This is a genomic window from Lampropedia puyangensis (assembly GCF_004833285.1).
Classification (GTDB): Bacteria; Pseudomonadota; Gammaproteobacteria; order Burkholderiales; family Burkholderiaceae_C; genus Lampropedia; species Lampropedia puyangensis.
In genome coordinates this window covers 43,567-65,505 of the sequence record NZ_STFG01000010.1, presented here as the reverse complement: position 1 = coordinate 65,505, position 21,939 = coordinate 43,567, and the positions used below count along the sequence as shown (strand labels likewise).

Genomic DNA, 21,939 nt, shown 5'->3' with positions numbered 1-21,939 from the left:
CTTTCCTTTTTACAGATTGCGTTGAGCGCGCAGGCAAATGCGGGCGGTGGCTTCACACGGGCAGTCATGCAGCCATTGGGTGCAAAGTGTTTGCACCCAATGCGGATGGTCTTTGGCTGCATCGTTAAGCCAATTGGCGACAGAGTCTTGAACGTAGGTGCACGGGTCTGTACGCAGTGGCTGCAAAATAGGCAATGCCATGCTGGGGGCTCGTTTGAGTGCGGCTATGTGCGCGCACCAGACACCGCGGGGGCGCAAGGCCTCGCAAGCAAAGCGCCGTACCCGCTCTGATGGCGATGCAGTCCATTGCGACAATGCACTAATGGAGCCTTGCAGGTCGTTACTCAACGCAGCGCGCACGCCCAGCCACGCCCATTCGCGGACACCAAAATGCGCATCATCGGCTAAGGGGTGGATTGCGTTAAGCAGTGCGTTCACATCCTGATAGGGCGAGTGTCCCACCATGAAGCATGCCCATCCCCTTACCGTGTCAGAGAGGTGGTTTTGGCACTGATCAATCGCTTGATTGCCCAGTTCTGCCAGTAGGGCTGCGCTGATACTGCGCATTCGCTTCAGAATTCCTTGTTTGCACGCAGCATCAATTGCTTGCAATGTAGGGGGGGAGAGGTGTGGGAAAGTCGTACGCACCAATATAGATTGGTCAAGAGCGAGGCCTTCTGTAAGGGTGGCGCTTGGTATTGTTCCGTGCGATAGCGCCGCAAGAATATCGGCGGGAATATCTGCCGTGCGACTGGCCCCTTTGCGCAATGGTTTGACTGTCATGCGATTTTGTTGTTGAGTGGTGCGGCCACCTTTGCAAGTAGGCTACTAAGTAGCTCCAATTCGGTGGCTGACAGCGGCTTTAACAGCCCGGCAATCCATTCGGCATGTTGGTCAGTGACTGTTTTAGCCACATCTTGCCCTTCATTGGTTAAGTGAATTTGCAACGCACGACGATCATTGGGATCAGCGTGGCGAGTAACCAGTTGGAGCTGTTCTAAACCATCGAGCAGACTTGTGACCGTGGCTCGACTGATGCCAGCTTTTTCTGCGAGCACGTTAGGTGCTAAACCGTTCGGAAATGCTGCGTTGAGCAGAAACAGCATCACAAACCGCCCTTCGGAAAGACCGTGCGGTGCTAGGCGGGTGGCGCAATCACGGTCAATCGACGATGCCAGTGATAAGAGTTGGAAACAAGCACGAATCTGATGTATGCCTTGTGATTTTTTCTCAAGCATTTCACCGAGCAGTGCTTCGTATTTCTGTTCAAGTTTCATGGTTCTTATGTTTTGTTGGGTGGCTAATTATATTATCTTGAATTATCTTTATAAATGAAGCATGCAATAAAAAAGCACGCAGAGAGCGTGCTTGAATTGAGTATCGGCAGGTGCGCGAGATAGGGGCATTACAAGATCAGAGGCCAGGGGATGGCGGTCCGCTTGCAGTGGGGATCAGGTGTTTAGAAGCTTTCCCAGTTTTCGTCATCTTTGGAATGTCGAGGGGAGGCTAAATGGTTGCTGCGGGCCGGTGCAGTAGCATGGGGAGACGATGCGGCCATTGCTGCCGAAAAGTTGGTATGCCGGGCATGGGGTGGATTGCTGTGGGGCGGTAGCATTGCCGGTCGATTGGTGCTGTTTAACGCTGTGTGATTACGCGTTTCGGCCAATTTGAACACTTCTACTGCAGACACCAGTTCCTGCGCCTGTTGGTTGAGGCTGGCTGCTGCGGCTGCGCTTTCTTCGACTAATGCCGCGTTGCGTTGGGTGACTTGGTCCATTTGCACAATAGCCTCGCCTACTTGTGAAACCCCTGCGCTTTGTTCCGTGCTAGCGGCGCTGATTTCACCTACGAGATCGGTTACGCGGCGAATACTCTGAACGATTTCCTGCATGGCTTTGCCAGCTTGTTCGATAAGTTCGGCACCGCGGTTGACGCGGGAGGCGTTGTTAGCTACCAGTGCCTTCACTTCTTTGGAGGATTCTGCGCTGCGTTGGGCCAGGTTGCGTACTTCATGGGCTACCACCGCAAAGCCCCGCCCTTGCTCGCCCGCACGTGCTGCTTCCACGGCTGCATTGAGCGCAAGAATATTGGTCTGAAAGGCAATGTTGTCAATGACACCGATGATGTCTTCAATCTCGCGCCCACCATCCAAAATACTTTGCATCGTCTGGACAGCTTGTTGCATGACTTGACCGCCTTGCGTTGCGGTCTGTGTCGTTGCAATGGCCATTTGATTGGCGGTGCGGGCATGGTCTGCATTTTGGTGCACGGTCGATCCGAGCTCTTCCATGGAGGCTGCAATTTCCTCCAGCGCACTGGCTTGCTGCTCTGTGCGAATGGACAGATCGTTATTGCCTTGCGCAATTTGACTGCTGGCAGCGGCGACGCCTTCGGCATTGCTGCGAACGCCATACACCACGTCTTCAAGCTTGCTGCGCATCGATTCCAGGGCCTTCAGCATCTGCCCCATTTCGTCTTGCCCGGCGCCTGCGATACGTTCCGTCAAGTTACCTTGGGATACGGCTTGCATGGCCGAAACGGCGCGTTGCAACGGGGTTGTGATTAAGCGGGTGATGCTCAGCGCAAGCGTGATTGCTGCCGCAATGGCCAAGGCCAGCACTACGCTGATTTGAACGATGGCCCGTTGGTAGGCTTTGGCAACAAGGATATTGGCCTCGTTGGCTTTTTCGCTGCTCCAGCTTTGGAGTTTGGAGACTTGGTCTTCAACCAGCGCGAAAGAATCATCCATCGGGCCTGCATAGTAGTTGCGCACTTCTTGCAGTAAGGCCTGGTCGCGGCTGCCTTGGGTTTCAAAGTATTGAATAGCGCGCTGCATGTCTTCCAATATCTTGGCACGTGTCGCGTCATAGGCTGTGCGCATTCGCACGTACTCTTGCATCAATGCACTAGCCTGTGGGTCTTTGGCAATCTCTTCAAATTGCTTTTCATGGGTACTGACGTTGCCCAAGCGTTCTTGAATGAGCGTTTGCATTTGCGTTAGGTCTGCGCGATCCAGTGCTGTGGATAAGCGCGCTTCAACCCGGCGCACACGGTTTAAGGACGCAGCCAGCTCACCGGATTCAGCAATCGCAGGTAACCAGCGCAGATTGACTTCTTCGCTGCTCAAGTGCACGTTCATGAGCTGGCGCAGCGATACGGCCCCCAGCACACCAGCTAAGGCTACGAGCAAGAAAAAAGCCCACAAAAGCTTAGAGCGAATAGAGAGATTGGAAAACCACATACGCAGTACTTTCTGGCTTTTGGGTTGGGTCGGGCTTGAAGGGGCGGAGCGTCAGCGCACACGCTTTACGAATCGTATCGCGAGTAAACAGCAACTTGAATGAAGTGTCAAAGTGTAGCGTCTCAATGGTTGCGAGCAATACTGTTGTGGCACGGCAGAAATGGACAGACTGACTCAGTGCATATTCACTATATTGGTTTTGACCAGGGGAGGCGTGTGTGCACTAGCGATTGCGCATCCAGTCTGCTGTCTGCATGAAGCTGTGGGCCAGTTTTTCTTGTAGGGCGGGCGGAACATCCGTTTCCTGCATCGCCTGAATCATGCAGGCAACCCATTCATCTCGTTCGCGAATACCAATCGAGAACGGCATATGGCGCATGCGTAGTCGTGGGTGGCCAAACCGCTCCACAAAATAATCTGGGCCACCAAGCCAGCCACACAGGAACCAAAATAGTTTGTTACGTGCATCGTCTAGTGTGCTGCCGTGGGCGGCACGCAATGCTTGGTAGGCGGGCTCCAGATCCATCAAGTCATAAAAGCGGTCAACCAACGCGCGTACGCGCTCTTCTTTGCCAATCCATTCAAATGGCGTGGCATGTGGTGTCGGCTCTTCAATAGTTTGCATGGTTTGGTGATAGAGATTGGACGGTTGGGCAACTGACCTAAAGTGCATTCGAAAGGGCAATGCGCGGAGCAATGTGGGTGTGGGCAATAGCGCGTTGGTCACCCAGCACGATCAGGGCAAACAATTGCTCTTGCAAAGTATTGGCTTGCTGACTGCGGCGTGACAGTAATGGGCTCGCGTGAGGGTCGAGTACAACAAAATCAGCCTCAAGGCCTGGCTGCAGATTGCCTATGTGATTGTGCAAACCGAGAGCAGCAGCCCCAGCCCCAGTGTGGTGCCACCAAAGTGTGGAGGGCGCTAAAGAGAGGCCTTCTTTCGTTTGGCCTTCTCGTCCCACATAGTAGGCAGCCAGCATCGTTTGCAGTGGGCAAAAACTGGTGCCAGCTCCCACATCACTGGCCAAGGCCCACGGCATGCCGGTGTGTTTGGCGGCAGCAAAATCAAAAAAACCACTGCCTAAAAACAAATTGCTGGTGGGGCTGACGGCTGCGGCGGTGTGCGTGTCGTGCATCAATCTCCTGTCCGCATCGTCTAGGTGAATGCAATGTGCATAAATGGCGCGTGGACGCAATAGGCCCGCTTGGCGGTAGACATCGAGGTAGGAGCGTGCTTGCGGATACAGTGTCTTGACCCAACGCAGCTCATCGAGATTTTCTGCCACATGGCTTTGAATCCAGGTATCTGGATACTGCAGCGCAAGCTCGCCAGCGCCATAGAGTTGCTGGTGGCTACTGGTAGGCGCAAAGCGCGGAGTGATGGCGTATCCGAGCCTCTCATGCTGGTGCCAACGGTGAATGAGTTGCTCTGTGTCTAATAGGCTTTGTTCTGTATCGTCGCGCACCCCTTCAGGGCTGTTTCGATCTTGCAGGACTTTACCGGTGATCAACCGCAAATGCTGCTGCTGGGCTTGAGTAAAGAGGGCATTGACCGATTCAGGGTGGGAGGAGGCAAACACCAAAGCAGTCGTTACCCCATTGCGCAGCAACTCTTGCAGGAAAAAAACGGCGACTTCCTGTGCATGCGAGTCACTTGAGAAATGGGTTTCAGCAGGAAAGGTGTATTGCTCCAGCCAAGGCAGCAATCCGTCAGCTGGCGCACCAATGATGTCTGTTTGCGGGTAGTGCACATGCAGGTCTATGAAGCCGGGTGCAATGATGTGCCTTGGCCAGTGCGTGGTTGGGACCTCTGCATACTGGCGGTGTAAAGCTGAATAGGAGCCTGCCGCAACAATCAGCCCTGGGCGCGAGGACGTTGCCTTTGTTGTGCTGGATGCGGCGTGTGCTAGTGCAGTCTCCACAATGAGCAGTCCATCGCTGTCAAACAGTGGCTGGCCTTGGCTGTCAAAACGCAGCAAAGCCGCACGATACCCTTGAAGACGGGGTGCGCCGTGCGGCTTATGCGGTGTCAAAGATGCTTGTGCCAAAGCGGACTTGGCGTGTGGGTCTTACGCCGCCAACAGCTTTTGCAATTCACCAGACTCGTACATCTCCATCATGATGTCTGAGCCACCAATGAACTCGCCATTGATATAGAGCTGCGGAATAGTGGGCCATTGGCTGTAGTCTTTAATGCCTTGGCGAATCTCGGCGTCGTCCAAAACATTCACTGTGGTCAGTGTTTTGAGATCAACGCCTGAGGCTTTCAGAATTTGGGTGGCACGGCCGGAAAAACCGCACATCGGGAAACTGGCCGAGCCCTTCATAAATAGAACGATAGGGTTGGATTTAACCAATTGGTCAATGCGTTGTTGAACGTCGCTCATGGGAAGTAATCCTGTTTGTCTTGGGTAATACGTTTGATTAAGCGTGATTGTGTCAAATTCTTCAGGTTGCTGCAGCGAAACTGCGGTGAAACCCTAGGAACGTGTTCACGATCTGTCACGCAGAACGCGCTGGAGTCCAAAGGGTAAGGCCTCAAAAAGTGCATTGCGGCGTTGCCCGTTTTGCGCACAAAGGTGTATGTGCTGCAACAGGCGTCTTCCATTGCCTCTTTTTTTTAAAGTCTTGCGTGACTGTGTGGAGGTCATTAACAGGTTCTACGGTTACGCTTGCGTGGCACAAGAGAATTAGCTCCTGTGACTGACTCGGATAGTTAGTTCGCAGTTCTAGGTGTATCAACTGGATTGAATAAATCATTGCCGGGCTCGCACAATAATTCAATCGATTGGCCGTTGTTGGGATGTGTAAAACGCAGGCGCCATGCGTGCAGGAACATGCGGCCCAGGCCGTGTTTGGCTAATCTTTTGTTCCAGTCGAAATCGCCGTACTTGTCATCGCCTGCAATTGGGTGACCACTGTTGGCTGTGTGAACGCGAATCTGATGCGTACGCCCCGTTTTGATGGTGACTTCAATCAGGCTGGTTGCAGGCAAGCCGTGTTGCGGGACGGCCGCAAAGGTTTGGCGTACTTGCACGAGCGAGAGTGCGCGCATGCCTTCTGCGTCGTCCTTGTTTGTTGGTCGCACGCGCCGCTCACCATCAGCAAGCAAGTATTTGCGCAAAGGGGTATCAATCACCTTCAGATTGGCTGGCCATAGGCCTTTGACCAAACTCAAGTAGGTTTTTCCAGTGCTGCGTTCTCGAAATTGGTTTTGCACATGGGTCAAGGCGCTGCGCTTTTTGGCGATTAACAAGATGCCGGAGGTTTCGCGGTCTAGGCGATGGACCAACTCAAGAAAGCGTGCTTCTGGTCTGGCTGCACGCAATTGCTCAATAACGCCAAAGCTGACACCGCTGCCTCCATGTACGGCTACGCCTGCAGGCTTGTTGATGGCCAGCAGCCAATCATCCTCAAACAAAATCGGGAAACTTTTTGCTGGCGCTTGTGGTGCAGACGTTGCGGTTTTTGCTTCATCCGCATGGCGCACTGGTGGCACGCGAATGACGTCGCCCTCAGCTAGGCGGGAGTCTGCTTGCGCACGCCCTTTGTTGATGCGCACTTGCCCACTTCGGATGAGGCGATAAATATGGGTTTTAGGAACCCCTTTGACTGTGCGGAATAAAAAATTGTCGAGCCGCTGCCCAGCCCACTCTTCTTGCACGGTGAGAAACTGAACTTGAGGTGCCGACGGCTTTGGAGTTGGGGGTGCCATTTTTGATAAAGAGTGTCAGGCCGCGTGCGTAATCATGTATTTGGCCTCTATAATTGGCCCGCCTATATGAAAGGTTGATGACGGCCTTTGAAGCGCTGCGAGTGTAGTGCATTAGAGGGATTGTCGTCACGCAAAGCATAGCTGCAGGCTATTTCGGCCAATTTCACAGCGCCAAAGGATCGCCTTTCTCTTTGCGGGGCCATATATAGGGCAAATGAGCCAGATTGGTTCTGCTGCTTGCCATAAGCCGATAACAACTTGGATGCAGCAGTGCCAATAGATGGCATTGAACAAATAATCGATTGGAATTTTTAAAAGAAGCAGTTGCAGTGTGTGCTCAATGCACCACGACAATAGCCCAACAGCACAGGTGCTGGCGGCGCGCTGCTTTTTGTTGTTGAGCGATCCTATGTTGATGCTTGTATTGTTAACCTTGCTGTTGCTCGGGCTGGTGCTCGAGCAAACGCGTCAGTGCGCTTGCCGCACTGCAGGTTGGCACGCCATTCAACAAGAGGTTGAGCAGTGGTTGGCAGCGCGCAGGAGAAAGCCTGTGTTGCGTCAGATGTATTCTGCTGTCGCTTCTATCTTGGTATTGCCTCCACCCGAAAGGCTGACACGGTAAGTGCAGTGTGTGCGTGGTAGGTATTACTGTTTCCTTGGTCGATTGATGTTCAGTGCCAGCAAAGGCGCCAGAGGCAGATTGAAAGAGTCTGCCAACGTTTGAACACCTGGTTTGGTGTATTGCTGATGCAAGTGAGGCTTGCTTTATGCACCTGACCAATCGAATAAAGGAATGCATCCATGAAGCGGATGTTGATCAATGCCACGCAGGCAGAAGAGCGTCGTTTAGCCATCGTTGATGGGCAGAAATTACTCGATTACGAGATCGAGATTGAAGGGCGCGAGCAACGCAAAGGCAATATTTATAAAGCCGTTGTCACCCGTATTGAGCCGAGTTTGGAGGCCTGCTTTGTCGATTACGGCGAAGAGCGCCATGGCTTTTTACCATTCAAGGAAATTTCGCGTCAGTATTTCGCTGAAGGCATTTCGGTTAGCCAAGCCAAAATCAACGAAGCGATTCACGAAGGTCAAGAGCTGCTGGTGCAGGTCGAGAAAGAAGAGCGTGGCAATAAGGGCGCTGCACTGACCACATTCATCAGCTTGGCTGGGCGTTATGTGGTGTTGATGCCCAACAATCCCCGTGGTGGTGGTGTGTCGCGCCGGATCGAAGGCAATGACCGCAGCGAACTCAAAGAGGCAATGGACAAATTGGAGTACCCAAAAGGGATGTCCATCATCGCCCGCACAGCAGGGATCGGTCGCACCGCAGAAGAGCTGCAGTGGGATTTGAACTACCTGCTCAAGCTATGGAGTGCCATTGATGAGGCAGCTGCCAGCAAAGGCGCCTTCCTGATTTATCACGAATCGAATCTGGTGATTCGTGCCATTCGTGACTACTTCAACAGCGATATTGGCGAGATCCTGATCGACACCGATGCGATCTACGACCAAGCCGCACAGTTCATGTCCTATGTGATGCCAGAAAACGCATCACGTGTGAAACGCTACCGCGATCCAGCGGCCCTGTTCTCGCGTTTCCAGATTGAGCACCAGATTGAATCGGCTTACGCCCGCACGGTGCAACTGCCTTCTGGCGGTGCGATTGTGATTGACCAAACTGAAGCCCTGGTGGCCGTTGACGTGAACTCGGCGCGCGCGATCAAGGGGGGTGACATCGAAGAAACAGCGACCCGCACCAACCTGGAAGCTGCTGACGAAGTGGCGCGCCAATTGCGTTTACGCGATTTGGGTGGTTTGGTGGTGATCGATTTCATCGACATGGAAGAGGCGAAAAACCGCCGCGAAGTGGAAAACCGCTTGCGCGATGCATTGCGCCAAGACCGTGCCCGTGTGCAGTTCGGCTCGATCAGCAAGTTCGGCTTGTTGGAGATGAGCCGCCAGCGCCTCAAACCGGCCTTGTCTGAAGGGGCGTCGATCCCATGCCCACGCTGCGGCGGCACTGGCCATGTGCGCGACATCGAAAGTTCAGCCTTGCAAATTTTGCGTGTGATTCAAGAAGAGTCCATGAAGGACGGAACAGCGGCAGTGCATTGCCAAGTTCCCGTGGAAGTGGCCAGCTTCCTGCTCAATGAAAAGCGTGCAGAAGTCACCAAGATTGAAATCCAGCAGCGTGTGAATGTGCAGATTGTGGCCAACAAGATGCTGGAGACGCCTAATTACAGGATGGAGCGGCTCAAGTCCGACGACACCCGTCTGGATGATCCTGCTGCAAGCTACAAGCTGGCAGAAGACATCGAAGATCCGCTGGCGACGGCACGGCGCTCCAAAGAGCCTACCAATCGCCAGACGCCGCGCATCAAAGGCGTTGTGCATGATGCACCTCCGCCAGTGGTTGCCAAGGCGCCTGAGCCAGTCGCGCCGATAGCTTCTAAAGCATGGGGTTGGTTGGATCGCATCTGGAATCGTTTCTTTGGTGGCTCTGCGGCGGCAACGGCTACACCTCAAGCGCAAGAGTCAGCCGAGAAGGGCAAGACCGCACAAGGCAACGAGCGCAAGCGTACTGGCGCTGGCCAGTCTGAACGGCGTCAGGACGGGCGCGGGCGTGGCCGCAATGGCGCAGGCAAGTCCACTGGCCGTGCTGAGGGCGCCGATGGGGAGCGCGGCGAACGCCAAGAGCGCGGCAACCGCGCAGAACGAGGCGAGCGCAATGAGCGTGGCGGTGATCGTTCAACAGAGCGCAACCCATCGCGGGGAGACCGTGCTGAGCGTTCAGAACGCAGTGAGCAAAAATCTGAGCAGCAGCGCCAGGAGCGCGCCGAGCGTGAGCCACGTCAGGCACGCTCGCCTCGTGCAGAGCGCCAAGAGCGACCTGAAGGTGAGCGTGCAGAGCGGCAAGACCGACGCACGCGTCAGAACGTTGCATCGTCAGAGGTAGATGTAGCGTTGGCCAATGGGGGCGTGCAGGATGCGCAGGCGCAGAATGCGGTATCTGCAGAGCAGCAAGAGCGTGATGGGCAGCGTTCCGGTCGTGGTCGTAATCCGCGGCGCAACCAGGGCGAAGCCAGAGAGGGGCAGCGCAATCAGCGCGATGAGCGTTTCGTTGGTGCATCTGACTTTGACCAGTCGACGCAGCCAGAAGAGCAGGTGGTTGCACCCGCAGCAGTCGATACTGCATTGCCTTCCAGTGATGCCGTAGCGGGTGGTGCCGAGCGTGAAGAGCGCCGCGAACGCCGCTCTCGTGATCGTTATGGCCGTGATCGTCGTCGCCAAGACCGTGAGAATGAGACCGTTGAAGGGCAAGAGGATGCAAAAGCGCCTGAAGTCCCCTCGACGGAGGTCGATGGGGTGCCAGATGCGACTTTGGCTGTAGACGCACAATCACAGCAGCCGCGCCGCCGCAGCTACTTTGATCGCGCTGCCGATCAAAGCGATAGCGCAGCGACGAGTGACGTGTCCACTTCAGTGCACAGCGCAGAGGAGGGTGCTGCCGAGAGCATCTCTCAACCAGTGTCGCAAGCACCTGTTGTGCAGCCAGTGCAGGGTGTAGCAAGTCATCGTGTTGAGTCAACTGAAGCAAGCGGTGTAGCCGCCGAGGCAGCAGAAGTGCACGCTACTGAGGTGCAAGCAATTTCTGTTGAGCATGTGCACAAGAGCTTTGTGTTGAATGTGCCTGAGCTCTCTTCTGTAGTGGCTGCAGCTGGATTGCAGTGGGTACATTCTGATGCACAGAAAGTGGCTCAAGCACAAGCAGAAATGGCAGCGCAGCCCAAGCCGGTACATGTTCCGCGCGAGAGGCCTGCCGTGGTGGTTCTCGATGACAAGCCGCTGAAACTGGTTGAAACGCGTCAAGATTTGCGTACACAGCAGTTTCCTTTTGATCTGCCAAAGCAGGGGTGATGGCGCAGAAAGGCCTGCTTTGGCCTTTACTATTGAAGCTTGATGCCGATTTAACATCATTGCAGGTGTTCTATCGGCATCAATAAGTGAAATTTGTGGATTAGTGCTTGAGTGAATGTGGCAACACATTTCCTGCTTTCGGGCTTGAACCCATGGCGCATTGTTGTGATGCCACCATTGAGCTTGACGTGCCGCAATTGGTTATTGTGTGTATGAATGGCGGCGTACTGAGGTGGCCATTTCTTTTCGCGTGCCGTTTGAATTGTTGGAGCTGTTATGTTGTTTTTGCTTTCTCCAGCCAAGTCACTGGATTACGAGACACCGATTGATCCTTCTCTTGCTTCTACAGAGCCTGCTTTTATCGAGCAGGCGCATGTACTGATGCAAGCGCTCAAGCAACAAACACCATCACAATTGGCTGCCCTGATGGGGATCAGCGACAAGCTCGCCACCTTGAATGTGGAGCGCAACCATGCATGGAGTCCGCGCTTCACGCCAGATAATTCACGCCAAGCAGTGATGGCTTTTAATGGCGATGTGTACGAAGGCTTGCAAGCCGGTACGCTGGACGATGTCGCTCTGGATTGGGCGCAGCATCATCTGGTGATTCTGAGTGGCTTGTATGGAGCGCTGCGACCTTTGGATCTGTTGCAGCCTTATCGTTTGGAGATGGGAACCCGGTTTCCGGTTGGTAAAGCGGAAAATCTTTACCAGTATTGGCGTGAGCCTTTAAGTGCCTACTTGCTGCAGCGTCTGCAAGCACAGGCGGCACCGGTGATTGTGAATCTCGCTTCTAACGAGTATTTCAAGGCAGTCGATACCAAACGCTTGAAAGCGCGCGTGATTGAGTGCGTTTTTCAAGATGAAAAAGCAGGCCAGTACAAAATCATCAGTTTCTTGGCTAAGCGTGCGCGCGGCTTGATGGCTCGTTTTGCGATAGAGCAGCGTATTGAGCACCCTGATGCGCTGCTGGGTTTTAGCAGCGAAGGTTATCGTTTTGATGAGCAGGCATCGACTGCCGATCAACTGGTTTTCAAACGAAAAGAGTCTGACAGGGTTTGAACCGTCGTTGTTGAGCAGGTGTCTATGTGGCGCTGCATCTGACAAGGGCCCCTTCAAGCCAAATGTACGCATAAGCCTTTCTTGCCGTTCAACCTGGCCCGAATAGCTAGTCCATTGAGGAGTTGTCGTCATGCCATTTTCTTCTAACCCCCATTTGGCTTCGGTCACCCCAGAGTTGCGTCAATGGATCGTTGACCAGGCGCAAGCCGGTGTTTCCGCTCCCAAAGTATTGCAAGCTATGCTGGATGCGGGGTGGACTGAAGACGTGGCCTTGGCTGCGCTGGAGGCTGTGTTGACTGAGCATCTTCAGCGCAATAAGCCTGAGCAGTTCGAGAATATGCCAGCTATCGCCAAGAGTGATGAACCTGAGTCCGTCCCTGTCCCTGACTTGGCTTTGTCTGGCTCCCCAAGTTTTTTGGATGCAGGGGACCGTAACGTCAAAGTGGTGATGCATTTGAAGCTGCCACGAGTGGTGGTTTTAGAAGGATTGTTGACCCCTCAAGAGTGCGAGCTCATGATTGAACTGGCCAAGCCGCGTATGCAGCGATCACTCACCGTGGATAGCCAAAGCGAGGAAGGGGGAGATGAACTCAATGACGATCGCACCAGTGAAGGCATGTTTTTTGAGCGAGGTGAGCATCCTGTAATTGCAGCATTAGAGCAGCGCATTGCGCATTTGCTGGGGTGGCCTGTAGAGAATGGAGAAGGACTGCAGGTGCTGCACTATGGCCCCAAAGCGGAATACAAGCCGCATTACGACTATTTTGAGCCAGGGCTACCTAGCACCTCCGCGTTGCTGCGTCGTGGAGGGCAGCGAGTCGGGACACTTCTTTTGTATTTGAATACACCAGTTTCCGGTGGGGGGACAACATTTCCGAATGCCGGCTTGGAAATTGCTGCGCAACAGGGAACGGCGGTATTTTTCAGCTTTGATAAACCGCATCCCAGCACACTCTCATTGCATGGCGGCGCTCCTGTGGTGGAAGGCCAAAAGTGGGTTGCGACCAAATGGTTGCGTGAACGCGCCTTCCATTGACTCTTTGCTGGCAATGGTTGTCGCTGCTTGCAGGTCAAATCTCTTGAAGTGACTGCGCCATGCTGATGCCCGTGATTCCTTTTGCTGCAGCATCAAAGCAAGCCAGATCGGCCGCATGCAGTTGTGCATCCAATTGCTCAATGTGAGACGGCAGGGGCGCAATTCCCTGGCTAATGCTTAACGCCATGGGTATGCCTTGGTAGCTCGCGTGCAGCGAGGAAATGGCTTGTTGTAATTGAGATGCCAGTGCATGGGCTTGGGCTTCTTGTATGTTGAAGCAGGCCAGGGCGAAATGATCTTGTTGTCCATGCCCAACCAGACTGGTTGCTTCTTGCATGGCCAAGACATGCGTCAATGTATTGGCAACATAGCGTAAAGCTTCGTTGCCGAAAGCCTGGCCCCCTTCACTGACGAGCACAGAAAATCCATCGATAGTGATATAGAACACAAAGCCTGCTGTCGTGTCCTGTGCGGGTTTGCTAATGCTGGTTTCGAGTCGTTTTTTGGGTTTGCCGTGATTCAGCCAGTGCGCCAGTTGACTTCGCCATATGTTGAACTGGGGTAGGGCTGTGATGGGATTGATTTCCCGTGCAAGATTGCCTGCAATGTGCATGGGAGTGAAGGGCTCAAGCGCATTCTGAACAGTTTGAAAGAAAAGAATGCAATGGCTGCTGCTGCGCTGAGAGGTCGGACTGCAGACCGCAAAAGCTTGCACCCAAAGGGAATGGTGTTGCCCTTGTGGATCGCGTATGAACGTGGTGAACGTGAATGATGGATTGTGTTGCAATGCGTTGTGCAGTAGTACACGCAGGCGTTCGTAGTCATGAGGCGCCACCAAACGTTGGCGCAAATGTGGACGATTTGTGCAGTCTGCGTCCATTCTTAAAAAGCGCGCTGCGCCACGGCTAATGGTTTTGATACGGCCATAGCGAACGAGCACCATGCATTGGTTGCTGGCGTGTAGATGGTTGGTGTCTACAAAGTGAGTGTGCGCACGGGAAGGCTTCGTTGGATCGATCCACGGGTTCGTGAGTTTTTTTTCAGGCGCTAACTCGTTCTGCATGTGGCTGAGTGGTGCTGGTATTGAGGCGCGGCTGAGAATGGCCTGATACCACGGTAGTTGATGTTGGCGCCATGCTTGCGTTTCTGGGCGTGACAAGCGCAGTGGTAACTTGGATTCAGTAAAGAAGCGCCAAAAAAGAACGAATCCGATAGCGATTAATACCACCACTGTCAGTAGCCATGGTGTTTGGCTTTTAAACCATTCAATCAGTTGATGCTCCGGTGATGTGCGTAAAGCAGGCGCAGACCATGTGGCGATACCCACACGCCATGGTGTTCCAGGAACTGTTTGCTGCGTTAGTGCAATGCTCGACGTATTTTTTTGTGGCGTTTCTTGGTTTTCTATTGAGGTGAGCGAACGAGAAACTGCCACATCCGCGTCAGAGGTTGTGCCTGCACTGGCGATGACGCGGTTTTCTCCGTTGATCAGAAATAGGCCTTCTAATCGGGGGCGTGCTTCAGAGGCATTTTTTTGGGGCCATATTTGCAGCTGCTCTATCTGTACTTGTGGCAGGTAGCTTGAGAGCGGAAGGACACCTAGGAGTGCCGCAATGGGTGCCCCTTGTGTGTTTAGTACCAAACTGGTGTGTAGCACCTGCGCTTGTGCTGGCAGGTTTGCTTCGATGGCATCGAAACTGGAGGTTTGTTTGGCTTGTATATGCGATGCCAATGTGCGCGTAAGCGTGCTTGGCAGGATTTGTGCTTGCGTCGTTTGTCCTGCGCTCAGCAGTCTGGCGCGTAGTGGAGATGTGTGCAAGTCGCTGTTGAGGAGTGAACCTGTCTGGCTGTCAGGGGCGACCAGCCAGGTTTGCGCGAAGCTTTTGGTCAATGGCGCGGCATAGGCATTGAGCCATGCTTTGACGTCGATCGCATCATTGAGATCGACGTGGACTAGTGTGCTGGCAAAAGCGTCAAGTAGGCTTTGCTTTTCGTTGAGGGATAGGCTAAGCCACTGCGCACTTTGAGACGCTAGCGCCACGTGCGACTGTGCCATGGCCTCGCTTTGTGAGTCCATCGTTTTACTTTTTTGGGTCTGCGTCACTCCTAGCAGACCTGCTGCGACTAGGCCTGCGGCAAGTGCCGCGCTCAGGCACATACCAAAGCTTGGTCTTCGATTGAACCAGTGGCTGTTAGTTGTTGGTTCTGAGAAGGTGGTCACTCGATCAATGGTGGGCAAAGATGAGAGAAACCTAAGGCGTTCTTAGGTGCGTGAGGAGGGCTGCAGCCCCTCCAACTTGCTGCTAGGCCATCTAGTCGCATGGTGGTGCATGGCTAGGGGAGCGAGTTGCTCATGATAGGAATGCTGTGCCTATTAGACGAGTCGTGCCAACCCTATTAGGGAAGTTCTGCTTGTTTTTTTACATGTGGTCGCGGCGCATCGTCGGTGCTGTTTGTGAGTGCGCGCAGCATGTATGAGCTTGTATGCGTCAACAATTGGTCAGGAAATAGTCAGTATTTAGTCAGCTTTAAGTCAGTCTGTATCGCAAATCAAATAAAAAAGAGCAACAAAACAGAATGCATTAGGGGTTTCCTTGTAATGACAAAACGTGCTGCGCAGGAGAATTTCGCCGTTATCAGGTTAGGTTGCAGAAATGGAGTGCCGTGTTGCATTCAATGGATGTGGCCTGTTGTCGAGTCACAGCGCGTTTTTTAGGAGTTCTGCGCATGCTCATAAAAAGTCAAAAAGATTTTTTTGCCGGTTTGATGTTTGCCGCCATTGGGGTGACCTTTGCAGTTGGGGCAACCAATTACACGGTTGGCACTGCCGCCCGTATGGGGCGAGGCTACTTTCCCATGATCTTGGGCATTTTGCTAGCCGTTTTGGGAGGTGGCATTGTCCTCGGGTCCATCTTGCGCAGAAATGGTCCTCCCGATGGTGACCCCGTAGGCAAGTGGGCTTGGAAGCCACTGTTTTATATCTTGGCAGCCAACTTTGCCTTCGGGATTTTGTTGGTGGGCCTGCCTTCTTTAGGTATTCCATCCTTTGGTTTGATTGTGGCCATTTTCGTGCTGACTGTGATTGCCAGCCGTGCTGGCTATAACGCGTCGTTCAAGTCCAGTGTGGTTCTTGGCGCTGTGTTGGCTATAGGTAGCTATTTGGTCTTTATCAAAAGCTTGAATTTGGTGCTGCCTGTGTGGCCCAGTTTCATTGGATAAACACAGCGGAGAGTAAATCATGATGGAAATGTTGGACCATTTGGCGCTGGGTTTCAGCGTTGCGTTCACAGGAACAAACCTGTTGTATGCGTTTATTGGCTGTTTGCTTGGTACTTTAATCGGTGTGCTGCCTGGCCTGGGCCCTGTGCCCACGATTGCGATGCTGCTGCCAATCACTTACGGATTGGAGCCGGTGTCGGCGTTGATTATGTTGGCCGGTATTTATTACGGCGCACAATATGGTGGCTCGACCACTGCGATTTTGGTGAACTTGCCCGGTGAATCAGCCTCTGTGGTGACGGTGATTGACGGTCACCAGATGGCCAAGAAGGGGCGCGCGGGGCCTGCGCTGGCCGCTGCTGGTATCGGCTCGTTCATTGCAGGTTGTTTCGGTACATTAGTGATTGCCGCTTTTGCGGTGCCATTGACAGCAGTTGCCTTCATGTTCGGTCCAGCCGAATACTTCTCGCTGATGGTGTTGGGCTTGATCGGTGCGGTGGTGCTGGCTTCGGGCTCATTGCTCAAAGCGATTTCGATGATTGTGCTGGGCTTGCTCTTGGGCATGATTGGTACGGATATCAACTCAGGCGTGGCCCGTTACGCTTTGGATATTCCTGAACTGACTGACGGTATTGACTTCGTGGTAATCGCCATGGGGGTGTTCGGTTACGGCGAGATTATTGCCAACTTGGCACGCCCTCCAGAGAACCGCGACATCATGACCACGAAAGTGACAGGTTTGATGCCCACGAAAGAAGATTTCAAGCTGATGGCACCTGCTATTTTCCGCGGTACGCTCTTGGGCTCTGTACTGGGCATCTTGCCTGGTGGTGGTGCGTTGCTGTCTTCTTTTGCATCGTATACCCTTGAGAAGAAAACACGCCTCAAGCCTGGTGAAGTGCCATTCGGTCAAGGCAATATCCGTGGTGTGGCTGCGCCTGAATCTGCCAACAACGCAGGCTCTCAGACTTCTTTCATTCCACTGCTGACATTGGGTATTCCGCCTAATGCCGTGATGGCCTTGATGGTGGGCGCGATGACGATTCACAACATCCAGCCAGGCCCAGAGGTGATGACCAACAACCCTGAGTTGTTCTGGGGGCTGATTGCTTCCATGTGGATTGGCAATGCCATGTTGATTATCTTGAACCTGCCCATGATTGGTATCTGGATCAAGTTGCTGACCGTGCCTTACAACTGGTTGTTCCCCTCGATTGTGCTGTTCTGTGCTCTGGGCGTGTACACCACCAACAACAATGCGTTCGATATCTGGCTTGTGGGGATTTTCGGGTTCATTGGCTATGTGTTCCATAAATTGGCTGTTGAGCCCGCGCCTTTGCTGCTTGGTTTCATCTTGGGTCCGATGATGGAGGAGTATCTGCGCCGTGCCTTGTTGCTCTCGCGTGGCGATTGGGCCGTGCTGGTCAACCGTCCGATCTCTGCGGGCCTGTTGATCGCAGCAGGGGTGCTGTTGCTGATCGTGTTGCTGCCATCTATTCGCAGCAAGCGTGAAGAGGCTTTTGTCGAAGACTGAAGCCCTCGCCTAATAGCTTTGCCAAGCCGCCTCGTTTGAGGCGGCTTTTTTATGGCAACTGATACATGCTGTGCATGTATCGCGCCGGCAAGCATGGAGGACAAAGGCAAGGCACAATGTGTCCCGCGTGTCAGCGTTGCCATAACGCAAGAGCACAGTAATTCAACAGCAGGCTAAGCCCTGAATGGATGAAAGAGGTAGATACGATGAAACTAGGAATTGAAGGCCGCTGGGCGTTAGTGTGTGGTTCCAGCGCGGGTTTGGGTTTGGGGTGCGCGCGCGCATTGGTTCAAGAAGGCGTTAATGTGGTGATTAATGGCCGCGGTGGTGTGCGCTTGAACAAAGCTGCAGATGAGTTGGGGAAGTTGGCGCGGACTTGGGCGCAAGAGCATGGCAAGACACAGGCACCTAGTGTGCTGGCAGTTGCTGCTGACATCACTACAGCAGCGGGGCGCGAGCAGGTGTTCACGGTGCAGGATGGCCCTGGTATTGCATTTGATATTGTTGTCAATAATGCGGGGGGGCCACCTCCGGGGGACTTTCGACAATGGGGCGATGCGGAATGGCACGCTGCATTGCAGGCCAATATGCTCACGCCTATTGAGATTATCAAAACAGTCGTTGACGGCATGGCTGAGCGCGGCTTTGGCCGCATCGTCAACATCACTTCTAGTGCGGTAAAGGCGCCCATTGATATTTTGGGACTGTCTAACGGTGCCCGCAGTGGGTTGACAGGGTTTGTGGCTGGTTTGGCGCGCTCTGAAATCGCCGCGAAAGGGGTCACGATCAATAATCTCTTGCCAGGGAAATTTGATACTGATCGTTTGAAAGGCAATTTTGCTGTGCAAGCGGAGAAAAGCGGTCTCAGTGTGGAGGAGGTGCGCAACAAGCAGGCGGCGGCAGTTCCTGCTGGGCGCTTGGGGCTGCCGGATGAGTTTGGCGCTTACTGCGCATTCTTGTGCAGCCAGCAAGCGGGGTACATCACTGGCCAAAACTGCCTAATTGATGGCGGCGGTTATTCCGGCACGTTTTGAATCCCTGTGGCCCAATGGCTGTGCCGTGCGCAGCCATTGGGCCAGCAACACTCAAAAAAATCCACTCACAAGGAGATTCAGCCATGGTCAAGGCCGTGCAAATTCAGCAGTTTGGGAGTCCCGAAGTCATGCAGGTCGTCGATCTGCCAGTCGGGGCCGTGCAAGCGGGGCAGGTGCGTATTCGCCACCATGCAGTCGGAGTGAACTTCATTGATGTCTACCACCGCACAGGACTGTATCCCAACGATTTGCCCTTGAACCTGGGCATGGAAGCCGCAGGCGAAGTGCTGGAGGTGGGCGCGGGCGTTGAACATTTGCAAGCTGGTGACCGCGTGGCCTACGCCAGCGGCCCACTGGGCAGCTACACCCAAGAGCGCGTGATGCCCGCACAAAATGTCTGCCGCCTGCCAGATGCCATTTCCTACGAAACAGGCGCTGCGATGATGCTCAAAGGCTTAACTGCCCAGTATTTACTGAAAAAATGCAAGCCCGTTGAAGGCCTAGAGCCCGGTGATTTTGTCTTGTTCCATGCCGCTGCCGGTGGCGTGGGTTTGATTGCCTGCCAATGGGCCAAGTTGCTGGGCCTCAAGCTGATAGCGACTGCCGGATCGGACGAGAAATGCGCGCTGGCCTTGGCTAATGGTGCCAGCTTTGCCATCAACTACCGCCAGGACAATTTTGTGCAGCGCGTGCGCGACATCACCGGAGGCAAAGGTGTCAAGGTGGTGTACGACTCGGTGGGTAGGGATACCTGGGAAGGTTCGCTTGACTGCTTGCAGCCTTTTGGTCTGATGATCACCTTTGGTAATGCCTCGGGGCCTGTGCCTGCGTTTGCACCAGCCGTTCTGGCGGCCAAGGGCTCGCTGTACGTGACGCGCCAAACCTTGTTTGCACACACCACTTCACGAGAGCGTACGCAAGCAATGGCTGATGACTTGTTTGCAGTGGTTGCGGATGGCACTGTCAATAGCCATGTTGAGCAACGGTTCGCTTTGGATGATGTTCGCTTGGCGCATGAAAAGTTGGAAGCACGCCAGACCATCGGTTCAACGATTTTGCTGCCTTGATTTGCAACCTTGGCACAGCAAGAGGAGTGGTTCCTCTCTCTTTCCCTACTGTATAGCCATAGAAAAAGCGCCTTAAAGGCGCTTTTTTATGCGATTCACACAAACAGGCGATTCTTGCGGTGCTTGTGCGTAGCAGGATTATTTTTCGACGTTTTTGCCGATCAAACCAGCCAATTCAAACATGGTGATTTGGTCTTTACCGAACAATGGGCGCAGTTTCGCGTCAGCATTGATGTTGCGCTTGTTCGCTGCATCTTGCAGGTTGTTGGCCTTGATGTAGTCCCACAGTTTTTTCACGATTTCAGTGCGTGGAACAGGAGTGGCGCCAATCACTGCGGCCAACTGGGCATTTGGCTTCAGAGGCTTCATGAATGCGGCATTAGGTGTGCGCTTTTGGGCTGTAGCCATGATGAATTCCTTACGGTAATGGTTGACGGATGGTATGCGACCTGTAAAGCAAATGCATTAACGAGGTTGCTATTGAGTAGTTGGTGTCCCACCGCAGTGAGACTGACACAGCAATGCTATCGAAAAAAAGAGAAGCTAAGACGGTAGCGGAGCTTGGAAGCGCTAATTTCTGTCTGTTGCTTCGTAAACATCTGTTGCATATGCTGTGGAGCCGTATCTTGGCTGAGCCAGATGCGGCCAGTCCATCGGTTTAAGCGGGATGAACATGGCGCGATTGTATGTTTAAAAGCTGGGCCTATCACATGAGGGGGCAACAAGATGTGCTGCAATGGAGTGGGCCAATAGTGCATTGCTTGTGTAAAGCAGCCGTGATGGACGCGGAGGCCGCATGGATGCCGTGTTTCAAAGGGTAGAATTAGGGCTGAAAATCATTCTCATTATTGGTGTTTGGAGTTCAAAATCCTTTGCATACCAGCTGCGGCAATAGGCGCTTGAGCGGTATCAGCACCACTTCTATATTTCCTGATCAGAGAGTTTACGGATGACTATGCGCACTGGTTTTTCTATTATCCGTTTTGGCGGCAATCGAGTTCATATGCCAAAGGTTCGGGGCGTTGGCCGGATTGTTGGCTTTGTAGCTGCGGCGGTGTTGGCTATGGCTGGTGTGGTGGGGCAGCAGGTCTACGCACAAGGGGCACCAGCTGCCACTGCAGCAGGTGCCATGGCGCAAGCTGGACGCATTGATTTCAAGCACGCCAAGGGCGAAGAGAGCCTGCCCTTGAATCCTAAAAAAGTGGTGGTGTTTGATCTGGCTACGCTGGATATGCTGCAAGCATTGGGGGTGGATGCAGTGGTGGGGGTTCCGGCCTTCAAAATGCCTTCGCATCTGAAGTCGTATGAGGGCGATACGTATACAAAAGTAGGCAGTCTTTTTGAGCCAAATTACGAGGCGATCCGAGCACTCTCGCCTGATGTTATTTTTATTGGTCGTCGCAGCGAGCCAAGATATGCTGAGTTAAAGAAGCTGGCCCCTACTGTTGATATGGCCATTGATGAAGGCCATGCGGTGGAAAGCGTTTTTTCCAATTTACGCAAGCTTGCCGAGCTGTTTGGTAAGCAAGACAAAGCACAAATTTTGATTGAGCAGACACAAGCAGAAATTGACTCCTTGAAAGCCGTCACGCCTAGTGCTGGCAAGGCCATGCTGTTGCTGGTCAGTGGCGGCCGCATTAATAGTTATGGCCCAGGTTCTCGTATGGGTGTGATTTTTGATGCGTTTGGCGTTCAACCCGCGCAGGCTGCCAGTGGTGATGAGCGTCATGGTCAATCGATTTCGTTTGAGTTCATTTTGCAATCCAACCCTGATTGGTTGTTGGTGCTCGATCGTGACAGTGCCATTGGCCGAGAAGGTGCAGCAGCTGAGCGCTTGCTCGATAACGCGCTGATCAAGGCGACCAATGCTGGGAAAAAGGGCCAGATTGTGTATTTGAATGCCATGAACTGGTATGTCTTAGATAATGCCGGTATCACAGCATTGCGCGACAATGTTCGGCAACTGCATGAGGTGTTTTCAAAAGCGACGCCTGCTGTGCACTGATGCACTGATGAGTCTGGCTGGGCAGTAACGTGCGGCCTGACTGACCTGCGCATTTTTCTTGGTCTGCCACTTCTTGGTAGGCCTTTCTTTCGCAGCGCATTCAAGCGG

The 21,939-nt window shown here is 53.4% G+C and carries 18 protein-coding genes; 9 read left to right on the top strand and 9 right to left on the bottom strand.

What is annotated here, in order from left to right:
- Nucleotides 1-9: 9 nt before the first annotated feature.
- The 7 genes from E9531_RS10260 to E9531_RS10230 all read right to left on the bottom strand — a co-directional run bounded on the left by E9531_RS10260 (nt 10) and on the right by E9531_RS10230 (nt 6,956).
- Nucleotides 10-783: a DNA alkylation repair protein gene (locus E9531_RS10260; protein ID WP_136573664.1), complete on the bottom strand. Its 774-nt coding sequence runs from the start codon at nt 781-783 to the stop codon at nt 10-12.
- On the bottom strand, nt 780-1,277 hold the full coding sequence (locus tag E9531_RS10255) for a MarR family winged helix-turn-helix transcriptional regulator (protein ID WP_136573663.1): 498 nt from the start codon (nt 1,275-1,277) through the stop codon (nt 780-782). Before E9531_RS10255 ends, E9531_RS10260 begins: the two co-directional genes overlap by 4 nt.
- 182 nt (nt 1,278-1,459) lie before the next feature.
- Nucleotides 1,460-3,241, bottom strand: coding sequence for a methyl-accepting chemotaxis protein (locus tag E9531_RS10250; protein ID WP_136573662.1), 1,782 nt, complete (start codon nt 3,239-3,241; stop codon nt 1,460-1,462).
- Nucleotides 3,242-3,464: 223 nt separating this feature from the next.
- Nucleotides 3,465-3,866, bottom strand: coding sequence for a group II truncated hemoglobin (locus tag E9531_RS10245; RefSeq protein WP_136573661.1), 402 nt, complete (start codon nt 3,864-3,866; stop codon nt 3,465-3,467).
- A 37-nt stretch (nt 3,867-3,903) separates the two neighbouring features.
- Nucleotides 3,904-5,289 (bottom strand): guanine deaminase, encoded by a 1,386-nt coding sequence (guaD, locus tag E9531_RS10240; protein WP_244610070.1) that lies wholly within the window; start codon nt 5,287-5,289, stop codon nt 3,904-3,906.
- A 21-nt stretch (nt 5,290-5,310) separates the two neighbouring features.
- On the bottom strand, nt 5,311-5,628 hold the full coding sequence (grxD, locus tag E9531_RS10235; RefSeq protein ID WP_136573660.1) for a Grx4 family monothiol glutaredoxin: 318 nt from the start codon (nt 5,626-5,628) through the stop codon (nt 5,311-5,313).
- Nucleotides 5,629-5,957: 329 nt separating this feature from the next.
- Nucleotides 5,958-6,956: an RluA family pseudouridine synthase gene (locus E9531_RS10230; RefSeq protein WP_136573659.1), complete on the bottom strand. Its 999-nt coding sequence runs from the start codon at nt 6,954-6,956 to the stop codon at nt 5,958-5,960.
- A gap of 340 nt (nt 6,957-7,296) precedes the next feature.
- Between E9531_RS10230 and E9531_RS17645 the strand changes: the two genes are divergently transcribed.
- From E9531_RS17645 to E9531_RS10210, 4 genes are all read left to right on the top strand, one after another.
- Nucleotides 7,297-7,578, top strand: coding sequence for a hypothetical protein (locus E9531_RS17645; RefSeq protein WP_211343414.1), 282 nt, complete (start codon nt 7,297-7,299; stop codon nt 7,576-7,578).
- A gap of 179 nt (nt 7,579-7,757) precedes the next feature.
- A complete protein-coding gene (locus E9531_RS10220) occupies nt 7,758-10,874 on the top strand; it encodes an Rne/Rng family ribonuclease (RefSeq protein ID WP_136573657.1) in 3,117 nt (1,038 codons plus the stop codon).
- 276 nt (nt 10,875-11,150) lie between these two features.
- Nucleotides 11,151-11,936 carry a peroxide stress protein YaaA gene (gene yaaA, locus E9531_RS10215; protein ID WP_136573656.1) on the top strand — a complete coding sequence of 262 codons (786 nt, stop codon included), beginning with the start codon at nt 11,151-11,153 and terminating at the stop codon, nt 11,934-11,936.
- A 130-nt stretch (nt 11,937-12,066) separates the two neighbouring features.
- Nucleotides 12,067-12,972 (top strand): 2OG-Fe(II) oxygenase, encoded by a 906-nt coding sequence (locus E9531_RS10210; protein WP_136573655.1) that lies wholly within the window; start codon nt 12,067-12,069, stop codon nt 12,970-12,972.
- 34 nt (nt 12,973-13,006) lie between these two features.
- Here the strand turns inward: E9531_RS10210 and E9531_RS10205 are convergent, their stop codons facing one another.
- Nucleotides 13,007-15,049, bottom strand: coding sequence for a GGDEF domain-containing protein (locus tag E9531_RS10205; RefSeq protein ID WP_158291759.1), 2,043 nt, complete (start codon nt 15,047-15,049; stop codon nt 13,007-13,009).
- A gap of 650 nt (nt 15,050-15,699) precedes the next feature.
- Between E9531_RS10205 and E9531_RS10200 the strand changes: the two genes are divergently transcribed.
- The 4 genes from E9531_RS10200 to E9531_RS10185 all read left to right on the top strand — a co-directional run bounded on the left by E9531_RS10200 (nt 15,700) and on the right by E9531_RS10185 (nt 19,826).
- Complete coding sequence (locus E9531_RS10200; RefSeq protein WP_136573653.1) at nt 15,700-16,191, top strand: tripartite tricarboxylate transporter TctB family protein; 492 nt, start codon at nt 15,700-15,702, stop codon at nt 16,189-16,191.
- Between the two features lie 22 nt (nt 16,192-16,213).
- Nucleotides 16,214-17,725 (top strand): tripartite tricarboxylate transporter permease, encoded by a 1,512-nt coding sequence (locus E9531_RS10195; RefSeq protein ID WP_136573719.1) that lies wholly within the window; start codon nt 16,214-16,216, stop codon nt 17,723-17,725.
- Between the two features lie 206 nt (nt 17,726-17,931).
- The gene (locus E9531_RS10190) at nt 17,932-18,759 is read left to right on the top strand and encodes an SDR family oxidoreductase (protein WP_136573652.1); all 828 of its coding nucleotides are present in this window, start codon (nt 17,932-17,934) and stop codon (nt 18,757-18,759) included.
- Nucleotides 18,760-18,842: 83 nt separating this feature from the next.
- Nucleotides 18,843-19,826 carry a quinone oxidoreductase family protein gene (locus E9531_RS10185; protein ID WP_136573651.1) on the top strand — a complete coding sequence of 328 codons (984 nt, stop codon included), beginning with the start codon at nt 18,843-18,845 and terminating at the stop codon, nt 19,824-19,826.
- Between the two features lie 138 nt (nt 19,827-19,964).
- On the opposite strand, the gene E9531_RS10180 is transcribed toward E9531_RS10185, so the two are convergent.
- Nucleotides 19,965-20,234, bottom strand: a complete 270-nt coding sequence (locus E9531_RS10180; RefSeq protein ID WP_136573650.1) for an SWIB/MDM2 domain-containing protein — start codon at nt 20,232-20,234, stop codon at nt 19,965-19,967.
- A 541-nt stretch (nt 20,235-20,775) separates the two neighbouring features.
- On the opposite strand from E9531_RS10180, the gene E9531_RS10175 reads away from it, so the two are divergent.
- Entirely contained in the window at nt 20,776-21,831 is a 1,056-nt protein-coding gene (locus E9531_RS10175; protein WP_244610069.1) for a siderophore ABC transporter substrate-binding protein, read from the top strand.
- Nucleotides 21,832-21,939 lie beyond the last annotated feature (108 nt).

What these genes read in the sequence shown, in the direction of transcription:
- E9531_RS10260 (WP_136573664.1), bottom strand. Translation starts at nt 783, where the DNA reads ATGACAGTCAAACCATTGCGCAAAGGGGCCAGTCGCACGGCAGATATT.
- E9531_RS10255 (WP_136573663.1), bottom strand. Translation starts at nt 1,277, where the DNA reads ATGAAACTTGAACAGAAATACGAAGCACTGCTCGGTGAAATGCTTGAG.
- E9531_RS10250 (WP_136573662.1), bottom strand. Translation starts at nt 3,241, where the DNA reads ATGTGGTTTTCCAATCTCTCTATTCGCTCTAAGCTTTTGTGGGCTTTT.
- E9531_RS10245 (WP_136573661.1), bottom strand. Translation starts at nt 3,866, where the DNA reads ATGCAAACTATTGAAGAGCCGACACCACATGCCACGCCATTTGAATGG.
- grxD (WP_136573660.1), bottom strand. Translation starts at nt 5,628, where the DNA reads ATGAGCGACGTTCAACAACGCATTGACCAATTGGTTAAATCCAACCCT.
- E9531_RS10230 (WP_136573659.1), bottom strand. Translation starts at nt 6,956, where the DNA reads ATGGCACCCCCAACTCCAAAGCCGTCGGCACCTCAAGTTCAGTTTCTC.
- E9531_RS17645 (WP_211343414.1), top strand. Translation starts at nt 7,297, where the DNA reads ATGCACCACGACAATAGCCCAACAGCACAGGTGCTGGCGGCGCGCTGC.
- E9531_RS10220 (WP_136573657.1), top strand. Translation starts at nt 7,758, where the DNA reads ATGAAGCGGATGTTGATCAATGCCACGCAGGCAGAAGAGCGTCGTTTA.
- yaaA (WP_136573656.1), top strand. Translation starts at nt 11,151, where the DNA reads ATGTTGTTTTTGCTTTCTCCAGCCAAGTCACTGGATTACGAGACACCG.
- E9531_RS10210 (WP_136573655.1), top strand. Translation starts at nt 12,067, where the DNA reads ATGCCATTTTCTTCTAACCCCCATTTGGCTTCGGTCACCCCAGAGTTG.
- E9531_RS10205 (WP_158291759.1), bottom strand. Translation starts at nt 15,049, where the DNA reads ATGGACTCACAAAGCGAGGCCATGGCACAGTCGCACGTGGCGCTAGCG.
- E9531_RS10200 (WP_136573653.1), top strand. Translation starts at nt 15,700, where the DNA reads ATGCTCATAAAAAGTCAAAAAGATTTTTTTGCCGGTTTGATGTTTGCC.
- E9531_RS10195 (WP_136573719.1), top strand. Translation starts at nt 16,214, where the DNA reads ATGGAAATGTTGGACCATTTGGCGCTGGGTTTCAGCGTTGCGTTCACA.
- E9531_RS10190 (WP_136573652.1), top strand. Translation starts at nt 17,932, where the DNA reads ATGAAACTAGGAATTGAAGGCCGCTGGGCGTTAGTGTGTGGTTCCAGC.
- E9531_RS10185 (WP_136573651.1), top strand. Translation starts at nt 18,843, where the DNA reads ATGGTCAAGGCCGTGCAAATTCAGCAGTTTGGGAGTCCCGAAGTCATG.
- E9531_RS10180 (WP_136573650.1), bottom strand. Translation starts at nt 20,234, where the DNA reads ATGGCTACAGCCCAAAAGCGCACACCTAATGCCGCATTCATGAAGCCT.
- E9531_RS10175 (WP_244610069.1), top strand. Translation starts at nt 20,776, where the DNA reads ATGACTATGCGCACTGGTTTTTCTATTATCCGTTTTGGCGGCAATCGA.